The organism is Geodermatophilus africanus, from assembly GCF_900107105.1.
In the GTDB taxonomy this organism is placed as follows: domain Bacteria; phylum Actinomycetota; class Actinomycetes; order Mycobacteriales; family Geodermatophilaceae; genus Geodermatophilus; species Geodermatophilus africanus.
On the sequence record NZ_FNOT01000006.1, the window covers coordinates 240,067 to 255,213 of the forward strand.

A 15,147-nucleotide genomic window follows, 5' to 3' on the forward strand; every position below is an offset into this window, starting at 1 on the left:
CCGGCGGTGCTCCACCCATGCTGTGACCTCGCCAGCTCGGTCACAGTGACGTCTCCGCGAAGCCGTTGGCGGCCAGCCAGCCCTGCAGCCAGCGCATCATCTCGGTCCAGGCGCCGGTGACCAGCAGCAGGCCGACGACCACGAGGACGGCGCCGCCGAACCGGGTGACCGCCCGCGCGTGCCGGCGCAGGAACGACGTGGCGCCCATCGCCCACCGAGCGCCGAGCGCGACCAGCACGAACGGCACGCCCAGGCCCAGGCAGTAGGCCAGCCCGAGCAGCGCGCCGCGGCCGGCGGTGGCCTGCTGGAAGGCGAGGTTCTGCACCGCGGCGAGCGTCGGGCCCAGGCACGGCGTCCAGCCCAGCCCGAACACCACGCCGAGCAGCGGGGCCCCGGCCAGCCCGGTCGCCGGCCGGAAGGCCACCCGCCTGGTGCGCTGCAGCAGCGGCAGCCACCCCAGGAAGCCCAGCCCGACCAGGACGGTGACGACGCCGAGCACGCGGGTGATCTCGTCGTTGTACTGCAGCAGCAGCCGGCCGAGGCCGCCGACAGCGGTGCTGATGGTGACGAAGACGGCGGTGAAACCGAGCACGAACAGGACGGCGCCGAGCACCATCCGCCCGCGGGGCGAGCGCTCGTCGGTGCGGACCGCCACCGCCGTGGCGCCGCCGGCGACGGTCGCCGCCGGGGCCGTCGTCGGGGCACCGGAGCCGACCAGCCCGGTGACGTAGGAGAGGTAGCCGGGCACCAGGGGCAGCACGCAGGGTGAGGCGAAGCTGACCAGCCCGACCAGGGCGGCGACCGCGGCGGCCACGAGCAGCGGCCCGTCGGTCACCAGGCCGCTGAACGTCTCCCCCATCAGCCCTCCTCGGCCATCAGCAGGTCGAGCACCGCGCGCAGGTCCTCCTGCGCGACCGCGCCGGTGTAGACGGCGGCCACCCGCCCCTGCGCGTCCAGCACGATCGTCGACGGGATCGCGTTGGCCGGGTAGTCCCGGAACGCCAGCGCCACCTCGCCACGCGGGTCGTGCAGCGAGGGGAACTGGATGCCGAAGCTGTCCTCGAAGGCGCGGGCGAGCTGGTCGGTGTCCTTGACGTTGACGCCGAGGAACTGCACGCCCTGGTCGCGCACCTCGGCGTAGACCGCCTGGAACTCCGGCGACTCCACCCGGCACGGCGCGCACCAGGAGCCCCAGAAGTTGAGGACGGCGACCCCGCCGTCGAGCTCGCCGGAGTCGAAGCCGCCGCCGTCGAGCAGGGTGCCGGAGAACTCCGGTGCCGCGGCCCGCTCGTCAGGGGCGATGACCTCGCCGGCCGGGGTCCCCTGCACGAAGCGGAACTCGCCGCCGTTGTTGACGTCGACGGCGTCGGCGCCGGTGGAGCAGCCGGTGAGCAGGAGCGCCCCGGCCAGGGCGCCGAGCAGCCCTCGTCTCATGCCCCGGGCACCGCGTCGGGGGGTGTGGCGCCGGCGGGCTCCGCGTAGGACAGCCCCACGAAGTGGTCGCCGTCGTAGGTCAGCGAGGTCACGCTGGCCAGGCCGCACTGCCGGCGGCGGGGGTCGTGCGCGTAGCGGCGTCCCTCCAGGTGCAGCCGCAGCGTCCAGATTGGCAGCTGGTGGCTGACGCACACGACCGCGGCGCCGCGGGCGGTGTCCCGGGCGGCCTCGACCGCGGCCAGCATCCGCGCGGCGATCTCGACGTAAGGCTCGCCCCACGAGGGGCGCATCGGGTTGCGCAGCTTCCACCAGTGCTGGGGGGAGCGCAGCGCGCCGTCCCCCACGCCGACCCGCAGCCCCTCGAAGGCGTTGCCGGCCTCGATGAGCCGGTCGTCGGTCTCGATCGGCAGGTCGAGCTTGCCGGCGATCGGCGCGGCGGTCTGCTGCGCGCGCTCGAGCGGGCTGGAGACGACGTGGGTGAGGCCCTTGTCGCTGAGCCACTCCGCGGCGGCGAGCGCCATCGCCTCGCCGGTCTCCGACAGCCGGTAGCCCGGCAGCCGGCCGTAGAGCACCTTCTCGGGGTTGAACACCTCGCCGTGGCGCAGCAGGTGGACGACGGTGGTCTCGGCCATCAGGTGCTCATCCCGGTGGAGGCGTCGGCCGGCTCCTCGGCCGGCGGGGCGGACGACGGGTCGACGGCCGCCGCGGCGCGGGCGGCCGCCGGGAGGGCCTCCAGCACCCGCTCGACGGCCTCGTCGTCGAGCGCGGCGCTGACGAACCACGACTCGAACGCCGAGGGCGGCAGGTACACCCCGCGGGCGAGCATCGCGTGGAAGAAGGCGGTGTAGCGAGCGGCGTCCTGCGAACGGGCGTCGTCGTAGTCGCGTACCTGCCGGTCGTCGGGCACGAAGAAGACCGAGAACATCGAGCCGGCCTGCTGCACCCGGTGCGGGACGCCGGCGGCGAACAGCGCCGCGCTGGCCGCCCCGCGCAGGGTGACCGCGACCTGGTCGCAGCGTTCGTAGACCTCGTCGGTGCAGCGCCGCAGCGTGGTCAGGCCCGCGGCGACCGCGACCGGGTTCCCCGACAGCGTGCCCGCCTGGTACACCGGCCCGGCCGGGGCCAGGTGCTCCATGAGGTCGGCGCGGCCGCCGAAGGCCGCGGCCGGCAGCCCGCCGCCCATGACCTTGCCGAAGGTCATCAGGTCGGCGTCCACCGGGTCCAGGCCGTACCAGCCGGAGCGGGAGACGCGGAACCCGGTCATCACCTCGTCGACGATCAGCAGCGCGCCGTGCGCGGCGGTGACCCGGCGCAGCGCCTGGTTGAAGCCGTCCAGCGGGGGGACGACGCCCATGTTGCCGACCGCGGCCTCGGTGATGACCGCGGCGATCTCGCCGCCCCGCTCGGCGAAGACGGCCTCGACCGCGGCCGCGTCGTTGTAGGGCAGGACGACGGTGTCGGCGGCGGCACCGGTCGTGACGCCGGGGGTGTCGGGCAGGCCGAGGGTGGCGACGCCGGAGCCGGCCGAGGCCAGCAGCGCGTCGACGTGGCCGTGGTAGCAGCCGGCGAACTTCACGACGACCCGGCGTCCGGTGACGCCGCGGGCCAGCCGGACCGCCGAGAGCACCGCCTCGGTGCCGGAGTTGACCAGCCGCACCTCCTCCACCGGCGGCATCCGGCGGACGATCTCCTCGGCCAGCTCCACCTCGCCCTCGGTCGGGGCGCCGAAGGTCAGGCCGCGGCGGGCGGCGGCGGTGACCGCCTCGACGACGGCCGGGTGGGCGTGGCCGAGGATCAGCGGCCCCCACGAGGCGACGAGGTCGACGTAGCGGCGGCCGTCGGCGTCGGTGAGGTACGCGCCCTGGCCCTGGGCCATGAAGCGCGGGGTGCCGCCGACGGCGCCGAAGGCGCGCACGGGGGAGTTCACCCCGCCCGGGGTGACCCGCTGCGCGCGGCCGAACAGGTCGGCCGATGCGGGGGCCTCGTAGGCGTACGGGCGGCTGTCCAGCGAGGTCACGCCTCCAGTGTCCCCTCCCTCCCCGGCGGGCCGCCGGGGACGTCCGACACAGCCGCGAGCAGAGCCCGCGACAGCGCCACCGGGTCGCGGGTGGGCACCAGCACGGTGCGCCCGTCGGTGGTCCGCAGCGGCAGCCCGGACCGGCCGCGGGGCAGCGACCAGCCGCCGCCGAGCACCGGGGCGCCGGCGTCCACCCCCGCCGTCCCGGCGCCGACCGCGCGCAGGTGCGCGGCGTCGACCGCGGCCAGCGGCACCCGCTCGGGGCCGACCGACAGCGCCGGCTCGTCGCCGACGGCGTCGACCCGCACCGTCCAAGCCCGGCGGGCCGAGACGACGCCGGCCGCCACCACGCCCGGGACGGCGACCACCGCCAGCACCCACACGAGCCGCGGCAGGTCGGGGCCGGGCAGGACGGCGGCCAGGACGGCGACGAGCCCGAGGACCCCGGCGGCCAGCCCGAGCGGCCGCCAGGAGCCCCCGGGCTCGACGTACGGGCTCACCGGAGCCAGCGCGCCGCCTCCACCGCCCAGTAGGTGAGCACGGTGCCCGCGCCCGCCCGCCGGATGGCCGTCAGCGTCTCCAGGACCGCGCGCTGCCGGTCCACCCAGCCGTTGGCGGCGGCCGCCTCGAGCATCGCGTACTCGCCGCTGACCTGGTACGCGCTGACCGGGACGTCGACGGCGTCGGCCACCCGGGCCACGATGTCGAGGTAGGGCAGCGCGGGCTTGACCATGACCGCGTCGGCGCCCTCGGCCAGGTCCTGCGCGACCTCGCGCAGCGCCTCGTCGGCGTTGGGCGGGTCCATCTGGTAGGTCGAGCGGTCGCCGAACTGCGGTGCGCCCTCGGCGGCCTCGCGGAACGGGCCGTAGAAGCCCGAGGCGTACTTCGCGGCGTAGGCCAGGATCGGCGTCTCCTGGAACGCGGCGCCGTCCAGCGCCCGCCGGATCGCCGCGACCTGGCCGTCCATCATCCCGCTGGGCGCGATGACGTGGGCCCCGGCCCGGGCCTGGGCGATCGCGACGGCGGCGTAGCGGTCCAGCGTCGGGTCGTTGTCAACGACGCCGGCCGGGGTGACCAGCCCGCAGTGGCCGTGGTCGGTGTACTCGCACAGGCACAGGTCGGCCATGAGCACCAGCTCGTCGCCGAGGTCGGCGCGCAGCTGCTGCAGCGCGACGTTGACGATCCCGTCGGCGGCGTCCGCCTGGGAGCCGACGGCGTCCTTCTCCGCCGGGATGCCGAACAGGATCAGCCCGCCGATGCCGGCCTCGGCCGCCTCGTGCGCGGCCTTCCGCAGCGAGTCGGGGGTGTGCTGGACGACGCCGGGCATCGAGCTGATCGGCTGCGGCTCGTCGATGCCCTCCTTGACGAACACCGGCAGCACCAGGTCGGCCGGGGATAGCCGGGTCTGCGCGGTGAGCCGCCGCAGCGCGGGCGTCGACCGCAGCCGACGCCCGCGCGCGAAGCCGGGACCGGCGCCGCCGATCACCTCGGCTCGCCGCCCTCCGCCTCGCGGAGCGACCGGGCGTGCTCGGCCAGCGCGTCGACCAGCGGGCCGACGGCGGCGGTCTCGGGCTGGACGTCGACCCGCAGGCCGAACTCCTGCGCCGTGGCCGCGGTCTGCGGACCGATCACCGCGACGACGGTCCTGGCGTGCGGCTTGCCGGCGATGCCGACGAGGTTGCGCACGGTGCTCGACGAGGTGAAGCACACCGCGTCGAAGCCGCCGCCCTTGATCGCCTCGCGGACCGGGGCGGGCGGCGGGGCGGCCCGGACGGTGCGGTAGGCGGTGACGTCGTCGATCTCCCAGCCGCGCTCCTTGAGGCCCGCGGCGAGGGTCTCGGTGGCGATGTCGGCGCGCGGCAGCAGCACGCGGTCGATCGGGTCGAGCACGTCGTCGTACTCGGGGAAGTCGGTCAGCAGGCCCTCGCTGGACTGCTGCCCGGTGGGCACCAGCTCGGGCACGATGCCGAAGGCGCGGACCGCATCGGCGGTGGACTCGCCGACGCAGGCGACCTTGACGCCGGCGAAGGCGCGGGCGTCCAGGCCCAGCTCGACGAACTTCTCCCGGACGGCCCTCACCGCGTTGACGGAGGTGAAGACGATCCAGCCGTAGCGGCCGGTGACCAGGCCCTTGATCGCGCGGTCCATCTGCGCGGGGCTGCGCGGCGGCTCGACGGCGATCGTCGGGACCTCGACCGGGACGGCGCCGTAGGCCCGCAGCCGGTCGCTCATCCCGCCGGCCTGGTCCTTGGTGCGGGGCACCAGCACCCGCCAGCCGAACAGCGGCCGGCTCTCCCACCAGGACAGTTTGGCGCGCTTGTCGACGGCCGAGCCCACCGTGGCCACGACCGGTCCGCTGACCGCGTCCAGCCCGGCGGTCTTCTCCGCGACGGCGGCGAGCCTGGCGACCACGCTCTTCTGCCCGGTGCCCGAGCCGCCGGTGGTGACCACCACCGGGGTGGCGCCGGTCAGGCCGCCCTCGACCAGCCGTGCGGCCGCGTCGGGGAGGTCCTCGGCGTTGCCCCGCAGCACCAGCGGCGCGTCCAGGCTCCTCGCCGCGGCGGCGAGCGCCGCCACGTCGGCCTCGCCGCCGCGCAGGTCGGCCGACAGCGAGGTGCCCCCGAGGGCGACACCGGCGAAGGCGGGCACGGCGGTCGCGAAGGCGACTCCCGGGACGACGTCGAAGCCGACCGCGGTGCGGCCGACGGCCAGCACCTCCTTGACCACCGAGTCGGAGGTGAACGGGTCGCCGGCGACCAGCCGGACGACGGTGCCGCCGGACCGGGCGGCGGCCACGGCGGCCTTGGCGACCTCGGCCGGCTCACCGGTGGCCGGGGTGAACTCCAGCTCCGGCCGGTCGGCGCGGACGGCCTCGGCGATCGCCGGCGGGACGTCGGGGTCGACGAGGACGGTGTCGGCCGAGGCGAGCGCCGCGGTGGCCCGGGCGGTCAGCATCCCGGGGTCGCCCGGGCCGGCGCCGACGAAGACGACCCTGCCGGCCGCGCCGTTCTTGCGCGTCATGTCCTGCTCCTGGTTCTGGCCCCGGAGGGCTCGTGTGCGGGGGTACGGGGGTGCCGGGGCTGCTGCCCGGCCGCGGGGGAAGTGGTCATCGGGAAGCCGCCATCAGCTCGGCGGCGCCGCGGTCGAGCAGTTCCGCGGCCAGCCCCCGGCCCAGCCGCTCGGCCTCGGCGGGCGGCCCGGTGAGCGAGCCGCGCACGCCGTCGCTGCCGTCGAGTGCGGTGACCGAGGCGCGCAGGAACAGCTCGGGGCCGTCCTCGCCCTCGGCGAGTTCGGCGTACGCGGCGACCGGCGCGCTGCACCCGGCCTCCAGCGCCGACAACGTCGTCCGCTCGGCGACGACGCAGCACCGTGTGCCGGCGTCGTCGAGGGCGGCCAGCAGCTCCCGGGTGCGCTCGTCGTCGCCGCGGCACTCCACGGCCAGCGCGCCCTGCGCCGGCGCGGGGAGGACCTGCAGCGGGTCGAGGGTCTCGGTGACGGCGGACAGCCGGCCGAGCCGGGTCAGCCCGGCGCGGGCGAGCACGACGGCGTCCAGGTCACCCGGCACCACGCGGGCCAGGCGGGTGTCGACGTTGCCGCGGATCGGCACCACCTCGAGGCCCAGCCCGAGCGCGCGCAGCTGGGCGACCCGGCGCGGCGCGCCGGTGCCGACCCGCGAGCCCGGTGGGAGCTCGCCCAGGGTCAGGCCGTCGCGGGCGACCAGCGCGTCCCGCGGGTCCTCCCGGGGTGGGACGGCGGCGATGGTCAGCCCCGGCTCGGGCAGCGTGGGCAGGTCCTTGTAGCTGTGGACGGCGACGTCGACGGTGCCCTCGAGCAGCGCCTCCCGGATCGCGGTCACGAAGACGCCGGTGCCGCCGAGCTGCGCGATCGCGGCCGAGGAGCGGTCGCCCTCGGTGCTGATGGGCACCAGCTCGACGGGGACGCCGCTGGCCGCGGTGATCGCGTCGGCGACCGCCTGCGACTGGGTCGTCGCCAGCCGGCTGGCGCGGGTGCCGAGCCGGATGGTCCCCGTGGACAGGACCGTCATGCCGTACCCCCGGGGCGCAGCTCGTCGGGGTCGACGGTGACGGCCTCGGCCAGGTTGGTCCGCGCCGGCAGGACCTCCGCGTCGATGCCCAACCCGAACAGCGCCCGCAGTGCGTCGGCGTAGTCCACGCCGCCAGGGGCGCTGGCCAGCTCCTTGACCCGCACCGTCGGCTCGTGCAGCAGCTTGTCGACGACGCGGCGCACGGTGCGGGCCACCTCGGTGCGGGCGCGGGCGTCCAGGTCGGGCAGCCGGGCCGCGAGCCGCAGCAGCTCGGCGTCGACCACCTCGGCGGCCTGGCTGCGCAGCGCGGAGACCGTCGGCGCGACCGCGGCGGCCTGCCGCTCGGCGCGCAGCAGCGCGGTCTCGGCCTCGATGAGGGCGTGCGCCGCGGCGACGTCGTCGGCCGCCACCGGGCTCGCGGACGCGTGCCCGTCGGCACCGCGCTCGCCCTGCAGGAGGGCCAGGTCGACCACGTGCACGCCGGGCAGCGCGGCCACGCCGGGGTCGACGTCGCGCGGCAGGGCCAGGTCGATGACGACCAGCGGCCGGTCCGGGCGGGCGGCCCCGATCCTGGACCGCATCGCGCCGGCCACCACGTCGGTGCCGACGACGATGCCCCGTGCGCCGGTGCAGGTGACGAGCACGTCGGCGGCGGCGACCTCGGCGGGCAGGTCGGGGAGGTCGACGGCCCGGCCTTCGACGGAGGCCGCCAGTCGCTCGGCGTGCGCGGGCGTGCGGCTGCTCACGGTCACGGCGGCGCCGCGGCGGGCCAGCGTGGTCGCGGCCAGGGCGCCCATGGAGCCGGCGCCCACCACGAGCACCGGCCGGCCGGCGAGCTCGCCGATCCGCTCCTCGGCGCGGTCCAAGGACACCGACACCAGCGAGGCGCCGGCCTTGTCGATGCCGGTCTCGGCGTGCACCCGCTTGCCGACCCGCAGCGCCCGCTGCGCCACCGGGTGCATCGCCCGGCCGACGGTGCCCTGCTCGCGGGCGAGGGCGTAGGCGTGGCGGAGCTGGCCGAGGACCTGCGTCTCCCCCACGACCATCGAGTCCAGGCCGGCGGCGACGGTGAACAGGTGCGCGACCGCCTGGTCCTCGTAGTGGACGGTGACGTACGGCGACAGCTCCTCCACCGTGGCACCGGCCTGGCGGGCCAGCACCCGGCTGACCTCGGTGACGCCGCCGTGGAACCGGTCCACCTCGGCGAAGACCTCGACCCTGTTGCAGGTCGCCAGCACCATCGCCTCGCTGACGTGGTCGCTGCCGACCAGCTCGTGCAGCGCCTTGACGGTGTCGTCGGCGCCCATCGCGAACTGCTCGAGCAGCGCCACGGGGGCGGTCTGGTGGCTCACCCCGACGGCCAGGAGGCTCACGAGTCCCCCTCGCCGGCGCTCGTCGGACGCGTTCGCCGGACTGCTGTGCTCAAGGGTGAGCTCGCGAGCTCGCTCACGCCGTCACCTCCACGCTCGACGCCGCGGCGCCGCGCTGCTGACCGAGGAAGGCGAGCACCTGCAGTTCGACGGAGAGGTCGACCTGGCGGACGTCGACCCCCGCGGGCGCGTTCAGCGCCACCGGCGCGAAGTTCAAGATGCTCCTCACCCCGGCCGCGGTCAGCCGGTCGCAGACCGGCTGGGCGACGTCGGCCGGGGTCGCGATGACCCCGATCGTCGCCGCCGTCGCGGCCACCACCTCGTCGAGCTCGGCCATCGGGCGCACCGGCTGGCCGCCGATCCGCCGGCCGACGCGGTCGGGGGCGGCGTCGAAGAGCCCGACGAAGCGGAACCCGCGGCTGCCGAACCCGGCGTAGTCGGCCAGGGCGGTGCCCAGGTTGCCGATCCCCACCAGCACGCAGGGGCGGGACCGCTCGACGCCGAGGACGCGGGCGATGCGGTCGCGCAGCGTGGCCACCTCGTAGCCCACCCCGCGGACCCCGCAGGGGCCCAGGTGGGAGAGGTCCTTTCGCAGCCCGGCCGGGTTCACGCCCGCCGCCGAGGCGAGCTCACCCGAGGAGACGTTGCTGCGCCCGCCGTCGGCCAGGCCGGTGAGCACGCGCAGGTACACGGCCAGGCGGGCGACGGTGGCCTCCGGGATCCGGGGCCGGGGTGAGGACACGCGGCACTCCACAGACGGTCGCGCCCGGGGTTCCGGCGGGTGCCGGATGCGGTCGAACGACATCGGGGACCCGGGCGGTCGACCGCCCGGCGACCGCCACGGTAACCGCTTGTGAACGCAGGAACAAAGTCGCCGGGGGCCAGGAGGCCGCTCCCCAGCGCAGACGTGCCCTGCTGTGGTGGAGACCATACCCCGCGCCCCCCGACCGACCCGCCCGGGCGGGCCGCGAGCCCTCCGCGGGCCGGCGTTCCGGCGCACTCCCGCGCGGTTCCACCCGCGACCGCGCCGTTGCAGCAGCGCGGGGGCGTCAGGAACGGCGCAGGAGTGCGAGGACTCGGCACATCGGCGAGGTCGGCGGCCGGCCCGGCGGCTCCGGTGGGGCCCCACCAGCCCGGTCCCTACAGGTCGAGGTCGCGCCGCAACCGGGGGACGTCGACGGTGAAGTAGGAGTGCTCCCGCCCGTCGAGCAGCACGACCGGGACCCGGTCGCCGTACTCGGCCTGCAGCTGTGGGTCGGCGTCCACGTCGACCTCCGCGACCGCCAGCCCGGCCTCGGCCGCGAGCCGGTCGAGCGTCTCCGCGGCCACCGCGCAGAGGTGGCAGCCGGCCCGGGTCAGCAGCTGCAGCCGGGGCGCGTCACCGGTCACCGTCGCCCCCGTCGACGCGGGCCAGGCCCAGCTCGCGCAGCCGGGCACGGCTGACCTTGCCCGTCAGCGAGTGCGGGAGCGCGGCGAGCACCTGCACCGAGGTCGGCACCTTGTACCGGGCGAGGGAGGCCGCGGCGTGCTCGCGCAGCTCCTCGAGACCGACCTGCCGCCCCGGCCGCAGGGCGACCACGGCCCGCACCGCGGCGCCGGTGCGCGGGTCGGGCACCCCGATGACCGCGCTCTCCGCGACGGCCGGGTGTGTGTCGAGCACCCGCTCCACCTCCGCGGGGTAGACGTTGAAGCCGCTGACCAGGATGAGGTCGCTGCGGCGGTCGACCAGGTGCAGGTCGCCGTCCTCGTCGGCGTAGGCGAGGTCGCCGGTGGCCAGCCACCCGTCGGCGTCGGGCCCGTCGACCCCGTCGGGCCAGTACCCGGAGAACAGATTGGCGCCGCGCACCCAGATCTCGCCCGGGCCGTCCTCGGCGAGGTCACCGGGCGCCGAGACCTCGTCCTCCGCCACCTGCTCGTGCAGCGCGGTGTCGCGCAGCTGCAGCTCCACCCCCGGGACCGGGCCGCCGATGCAGTTCGGCTTGGCCCGCCCGGTCGCCAGGGTGCTGGCCACCACCGGGCAGGCCTCGGTGAGCCCGTAGCCCTCCCACACGGTGACCCCGGCCCGCTCGCGCACCGCCGTCCAGACCCGCTCGGGCAGCGGCGCGGCCCCGGAGGAGGCGATGCGGACAGCGGCGAACGCGCGGCGCAGCAGCGCGTCGGACCCCCCGGCACCGGCGGCGGCCAGCCAGGCCTGGAACAACGGCGGGGCGCCCGGGACGGCGGTGACCTCTTCCCGGGCCATGACCTCGAGGGAGGCGACCGGGTCGAAGGACTCCAGCAGCACCGCGCAGGCACCCGTGGCCGCGACCAGACCGAAGCCGGCGTTGAGCCCGTAGACGTGGAACAGCGGCAGCACCAGCAGCACCCGGTCGTCGGGCCGGACCGGCTGCGGGTCCATCCGCAGGCACTGCTCCTGGTTGGCCCGCAGCGCCGTGGCCGACAGCATCGCGCCGCGCGGCCGGCCGGTGGTCCCGCTGGTGTAGGCCAGGAAGGCCAGGTCGTCCGGAGCCGCGGACACCCCTGGCGGCTCGGCGTCGTCCGCGGGTGGCCCGGCGACCACCGGCACGCCAGCCACCGCGGACCGGTCCCCGGCCGCGACGAGCAACGCCGCCCCGGAGTCGGTGAGCACGTCCTCCAGTTCCGGGTCGGTGTAGGCGGTGTTGACCGGGACGACGACCAGCCCGGCGCGCAACGCGCCCAGCGTCGCCCGCAGCCAGTCGGCGCCGTTGGGCAGCTGCACGGCCACCCGCTCGCCCGGCGTCAGTCCGCGGGCGGCGTAGCCGGCGGCCGCACGGTCCACCTGCGCGTCCAGCTCCCCCCAGCTCAGCCGCTGCTCGCCGGCCACGACGGCCGGCGCGTCCGCGCGGTCCCGGGCCGCCGCGCGCACCAGCACGGACAGCGAGCTACCGACGTCGGTCATGCGCATCTCCTCCGGTGGAGCGCTTCCGGCCACCGGGCACCGCGCACCGGAGTCTGACGGGGTGTCGTGGACGGAACGCAGTGATGTTGTCACCATGAGTCCGGACCCGCAGCACCGCGACCCCCGCTGCCGGGCGTCTCGGGCCGAGGACGGAGACCGCGGCGGGCCGACGAGGAGGACGCACGCATGGGACGGTCGCGCCCGGCGGCGGAGCGCGTGCCCGCAGCCGCGCCCGCCACGCGCGGCCCCGTCCGCGGCCCACGCCGGGCCCGCGACCGACCTCCTACCCGCGCACGGCCGGCGGCACACCGCCGGCCGTGCAGCCCCTGCCCGGCACCGTCCGGGAGGCCCCCGGAGCGGATCTCGCGGGGAGGACGGACGAACCCGGCCCCTCCGCCCAGCAGGTCGCCGAGGAGCTCGCCGCCCTCGGCGGGGCGCTCCCGCCTCCGGTCGTCGACGTCTGGGGCTGGTCCGGGAGGTGCAGAACGGCGACGCGGAGGCGTTCGGCCGCCTCTACGACCACTACGTGACGATGGTCCACCGCTACCTGCTGCACCGGGTCGGCGACCGGGCCCAGGCCGAGGACTTCACCAGCGAGACGTTCGTCCGCGCGTTGCGCCGGATCGACTTGCTGTCCTTCCAGGGCCGCGACGTCGGCGCCTGGCTGATGACGATCGCCCGCAACATCGTGCGCGACCACGTGAAGAGCAGCCGGTTCCGGCTCGAGGTCAGCACCGCCGACATGCGCGACGCCGACCGGGTCACCGACGGGCCGGAGGACGCCGTCGTGCAGGCGCTGACCAACGAGCAGCTGCTCGCCTGCATCCGGCAGCTGGGCGGCGAGCCGCAGGAGTGCATCTCGCTGCGCTTCCTGCAGGGCCTCTCGGTCGCCGAGACCGCGGCGGTGATGGGCAAGAAGGACGGCGCGATCAAGGCGCTGCAGCACAGCGCCGTCCGCCGGCTGGCGACCCTGGTGCCGGAGGGACTCCGGTGACGCGCCCCGTCGTCGCCCACCGGTACCCCGTGACCGCCGCGTCTCCGGCATCGTTCCCGGGATGGCGGCGCTCCACCGGGGAGCGCGCCCGCCCGACCGGCCGATCCCTCGGAGGCACCTGGTGACCACGCGCGACGGCGCCGGACCGCCGGGCGGCCGGCGGACCGTCGTGCGCGAGCGGGAGGACGCCGTCGTCGCCCGCCTGCGGCGCCTGGCGGCCGACCTCGACGACGCACCGGACGCACGGTTCCAGGCGGCGACCCGCGACCGGCTGGTCGCGCTGGCCGCGGTCAGCACCCCGCGGCCAGCGCCGCGCTCGGGCCTGCGGCGGCTGCTGGCCGCGCGCGCCGACTCGGGGCCGCCCGCGGCGTGGCACACCCGGCTGACCGCCGGCCTGGCCGGTGCGGCAGGAACCGTCACCGTCCTCGGGACGCTGGTGGCGCTGTCCACCGGGGCCGGCCCGGGTGACGTCCTCTACGGCGTCAAGCGCAGCACCGAGCAGACCCAGCTCACCCTGGCCGGAGACGACCGCGGCCTGACGCTGCTCGAGTTCGCCCGGACCCGCCTCGACGAGCTCGCCGGTGTGCGCGACCCGGCGCCCGGGGACGTGGTCGGGCTGCTGGACACGATGAACGCCCAGACCCGGGAGGGCGCCGCGGTGCTGGCGACCCAGGCGGTCGCCGGCCGGGACACCGCGCCCGTGGCCGAGCTGGCCGACTGGGCCGGACGGCAGACCGCGGAGCTGACCGCGCTGCGGGCCGGCCTGCCCGCGGGCGCGACGGCCGCGTCGCAGGAGTCGCTCGCGCTGCTGGCCAGCGTGTCCGGCCGGGCGACCGGGCTGCAGGCCGCCCTCACCTGCGCCGACGGTCCGGCCACGGCGGGTACCGACCGGCTGGGTCCGGTGCCCGGGGCGTGCCCGGCCGACGCGCCGGAGGCCGGCACCCCCGCGGACGGGACCCCGGCCGTGGACCCAGGTCAGGAGGACGGCGCGGTCCCCGGCGACGCGCCCGGCTCCGACGGCGGCGACCCGGAGGCCGACCTCCCGGCGGGGTCCCCGGTCCCGGCTCCGCAGCCGGCCCCCGCGCTCGGGCGGTCCGCCCCGGGGGGCGGGAGCGGCACCGTCCCGTCGTCCCCGTCCGGCGACGACGGCGGGACGGCGCCGGGTGTCCCGGAATCCCCGGCGGCGGAGTCGCCGCTGCCAGTGCCCGACCCGCCGCTGTCCACGCCGGCGGCGCCTCCCGCGCCCGACGCCGAGCCGCTGCTGGACGCCCCGCTGCCCATCTGCATCCGGCCGCTGGTCTGCTGACCCGCGCGGCCGGTCGGCGCCCCGGGCCCCCGGCTGCACCGCCGCGGGACGCCACTAGGGTCGGGGACCGACATCCACGGGCCCTCGCGAGGGCGGTGGAGGAGCGACAGGGAGGTCGTCGTGCCGGGACTGCCCTTCCGCGGCCGCCGCGCCCGCCGGGCGGACGTACCGGACGAGGAAACGCGGGCCCACGTCGCCGGCGTCGCCTCGGCCGCGGCCGCCGAGGTCGAGCCGGCGCCGGCCGCCGTCCCGGACCTGACCGCGGCGGCGTTCTTCGACGTCGACAACACGATGATGGTCGGCGCCTCGATCTTCTGGTTCGCCCGCGGCCTGGCCGCCCGCAAGTACCTCACCACCCGTGACATGTCGCGCTTCGTGTGGCAGCAGGCGAAGTTCCGGATCGCCGGCAACGAGAGCGCCGACGACATGCACACCATCCGCGAGAGCGCCCTGGCCTTCGTGGCCGGGCGGCCGGTCGCCGAGATCGTGCAGGCCGGCGAGGAGATCTACGACGAGCTGATGGCCGACCGCATCTGGGCCGGCACCCGGGTGCTCGCCCAGCAGCACCTCGACGCCGGCCAGCGGGTCTGGCTCGTGACCGCGACCCCGGTGGAGCTGGCCAGCATCATCGCCCACCGGCTCGGGCTCACCGGCGCCCTCGGCACCGTCTCCGAGGTCGTCGACGGGCACTACACCGGCCGGCTGGTCGGCGAGCTCATGCACGGCGAGGCCAAGGCCGAGGCGGTCCGGGCGCTGGCCCAGCGGGAGGGCCTGGACCTCTCCCGCTGCACCGCCTACAGCGACAGCTCCAACGACCTGCCGATGCTCACGCTCGCCGGCCGTGCGATCGCGGTGAACCCCGACACCGAGTTGCGCGCCGTGGCCCACTCCCGCGGCTGGGAGGTCAGGGACTTCCGCACCGGCCGCAAGGCCGCGAAGACCGTCGTGCCGACCGTGGCGGCCGCCGCCCTCTCCGGGGGTCTGATCGGCGGCGCGCTCGCGCTGCGCCGCCGCAAGCTCTCCTGACTGCGGTCCTCCGGACCGCACCGCGGCCAGATGCC

General features: G+C 76.7%; 15 protein-coding genes. 3 read left to right on the top strand and 12 right to left on the bottom strand.

Annotated elements, in window-relative coordinates:
- Nucleotides 1–40 precede the first annotated feature (40 nt).
- From BLW63_RS13540 to BLW63_RS13595, 12 genes are all read right to left on the bottom strand, one after another.
- Nucleotides 41–859, bottom strand: a complete 819-nt coding sequence (locus BLW63_RS13540; RefSeq protein ID WP_091156921.1) for a cytochrome c biogenesis CcdA family protein — start codon at nucleotides 857–859, stop codon at nucleotides 41–43.
- Nucleotides 859–1,434, bottom strand: a complete 576-nt coding sequence (locus tag BLW63_RS13545; protein ID WP_091156925.1) for a TlpA family protein disulfide reductase — start codon at nucleotides 1,432–1,434, stop codon at nucleotides 859–861. Before BLW63_RS13545 ends, BLW63_RS13540 begins: the two co-directional genes overlap by 1 nt.
- Nucleotides 1,431–2,066: a histidine phosphatase family protein gene (locus BLW63_RS13550; protein ID WP_091156930.1), complete on the bottom strand. Its 636-nt coding sequence runs from the start codon at nucleotides 2,064–2,066 to the stop codon at nucleotides 1,431–1,433. The genes BLW63_RS13545 and BLW63_RS13550 overlap by 4 nt, the downstream gene beginning before the upstream one ends.
- The gene (gene hemL / locus BLW63_RS13555) at nucleotides 2,066–3,451 is read right to left on the bottom strand and encodes a glutamate-1-semialdehyde 2,1-aminomutase (RefSeq protein ID WP_091156933.1); all 1,386 of its coding nucleotides are present in this window, start codon (nucleotides 3,449–3,451) and stop codon (nucleotides 2,066–2,068) included. Before hemL ends, BLW63_RS13550 begins: the two co-directional genes overlap by 1 nt.
- Complete coding sequence (locus tag BLW63_RS13560; protein ID WP_091156936.1) at nucleotides 3,448–3,951, bottom strand: hypothetical protein; 504 nt, start codon at nucleotides 3,949–3,951, stop codon at nucleotides 3,448–3,450. The genes hemL and BLW63_RS13560 overlap by 4 nt, the downstream gene beginning before the upstream one ends.
- Nucleotides 3,948–4,937 carry a porphobilinogen synthase gene (gene hemB / locus BLW63_RS13565; RefSeq protein WP_091156940.1) on the bottom strand — a complete coding sequence of 330 codons (990 nt, stop codon included), beginning with the start codon at nucleotides 4,935–4,937 and terminating at the stop codon, nucleotides 3,948–3,950. The genes BLW63_RS13560 and hemB overlap by 4 nt, the downstream gene beginning before the upstream one ends.
- A complete protein-coding gene (locus tag BLW63_RS13570; protein ID WP_091156943.1) occupies nucleotides 4,934–6,472 on the bottom strand; it encodes a uroporphyrinogen-III synthase in 1,539 nt (512 codons plus the stop codon). The genes hemB and BLW63_RS13570 overlap by 4 nt, the downstream gene beginning before the upstream one ends.
- 85 nt (nucleotides 6,473–6,557) lie before the next feature.
- Nucleotides 6,558–7,496: a hydroxymethylbilane synthase gene (hemC, locus tag BLW63_RS13575; RefSeq protein WP_091156945.1), complete on the bottom strand. Its 939-nt coding sequence runs from the start codon at nucleotides 7,494–7,496 to the stop codon at nucleotides 6,558–6,560.
- Nucleotides 7,493–8,869 carry a glutamyl-tRNA reductase gene (locus BLW63_RS13580; RefSeq protein ID WP_091156949.1) on the bottom strand — a complete coding sequence of 459 codons (1,377 nt, stop codon included), beginning with the start codon at nucleotides 8,867–8,869 and terminating at the stop codon, nucleotides 7,493–7,495. The genes hemC and BLW63_RS13580 overlap by 4 nt, the downstream gene beginning before the upstream one ends.
- Before the next feature lie 73 nt (nucleotides 8,870–8,942).
- Complete coding sequence (locus BLW63_RS13585) at nucleotides 8,943–9,608, bottom strand: redox-sensing transcriptional repressor Rex (RefSeq protein WP_091156954.1); 666 nt, start codon at nucleotides 9,606–9,608, stop codon at nucleotides 8,943–8,945.
- A 398-nt stretch (nucleotides 9,609–10,006) separates the two neighbouring features.
- Entirely contained in the window at nucleotides 10,007–10,255 is a 249-nt protein-coding gene (locus BLW63_RS13590) for a glutaredoxin family protein (protein ID WP_091157249.1), read from the bottom strand.
- Nucleotides 10,245–11,786, bottom strand: coding sequence for an AMP-binding protein (locus tag BLW63_RS13595; protein WP_091156958.1), 1,542 nt, complete (start codon nucleotides 11,784–11,786; stop codon nucleotides 10,245–10,247). The genes BLW63_RS13590 and BLW63_RS13595 overlap by 11 nt, the downstream gene beginning before the upstream one ends.
- A 478-nt stretch (nucleotides 11,787–12,264) precedes the next feature.
- On the opposite strand from BLW63_RS13595, the gene BLW63_RS27975 reads away from it, so the two are divergent.
- From BLW63_RS27975 to BLW63_RS13610, 3 genes are all read left to right on the top strand, one after another.
- Nucleotides 12,265–12,780, top strand: coding sequence for a sigma-70 family RNA polymerase sigma factor (locus BLW63_RS27975; protein WP_244522554.1), 516 nt, complete (start codon nucleotides 12,265–12,267; stop codon nucleotides 12,778–12,780).
- A 121-nt stretch (nucleotides 12,781–12,901) separates the two neighbouring features.
- On the top strand, nucleotides 12,902–14,086 hold the full coding sequence (locus BLW63_RS13605; protein ID WP_091156966.1) for a hypothetical protein: 1,185 nt from the start codon (nucleotides 12,902–12,904) through the stop codon (nucleotides 14,084–14,086).
- A gap of 120 nt (nucleotides 14,087–14,206) precedes the next feature.
- Nucleotides 14,207–15,112, top strand: a complete 906-nt coding sequence (locus tag BLW63_RS13610; protein ID WP_091156970.1) for an HAD family hydrolase — start codon at nucleotides 14,207–14,209, stop codon at nucleotides 15,110–15,112.
- Nucleotides 15,113–15,147: the final 35 nt, after the last annotated feature.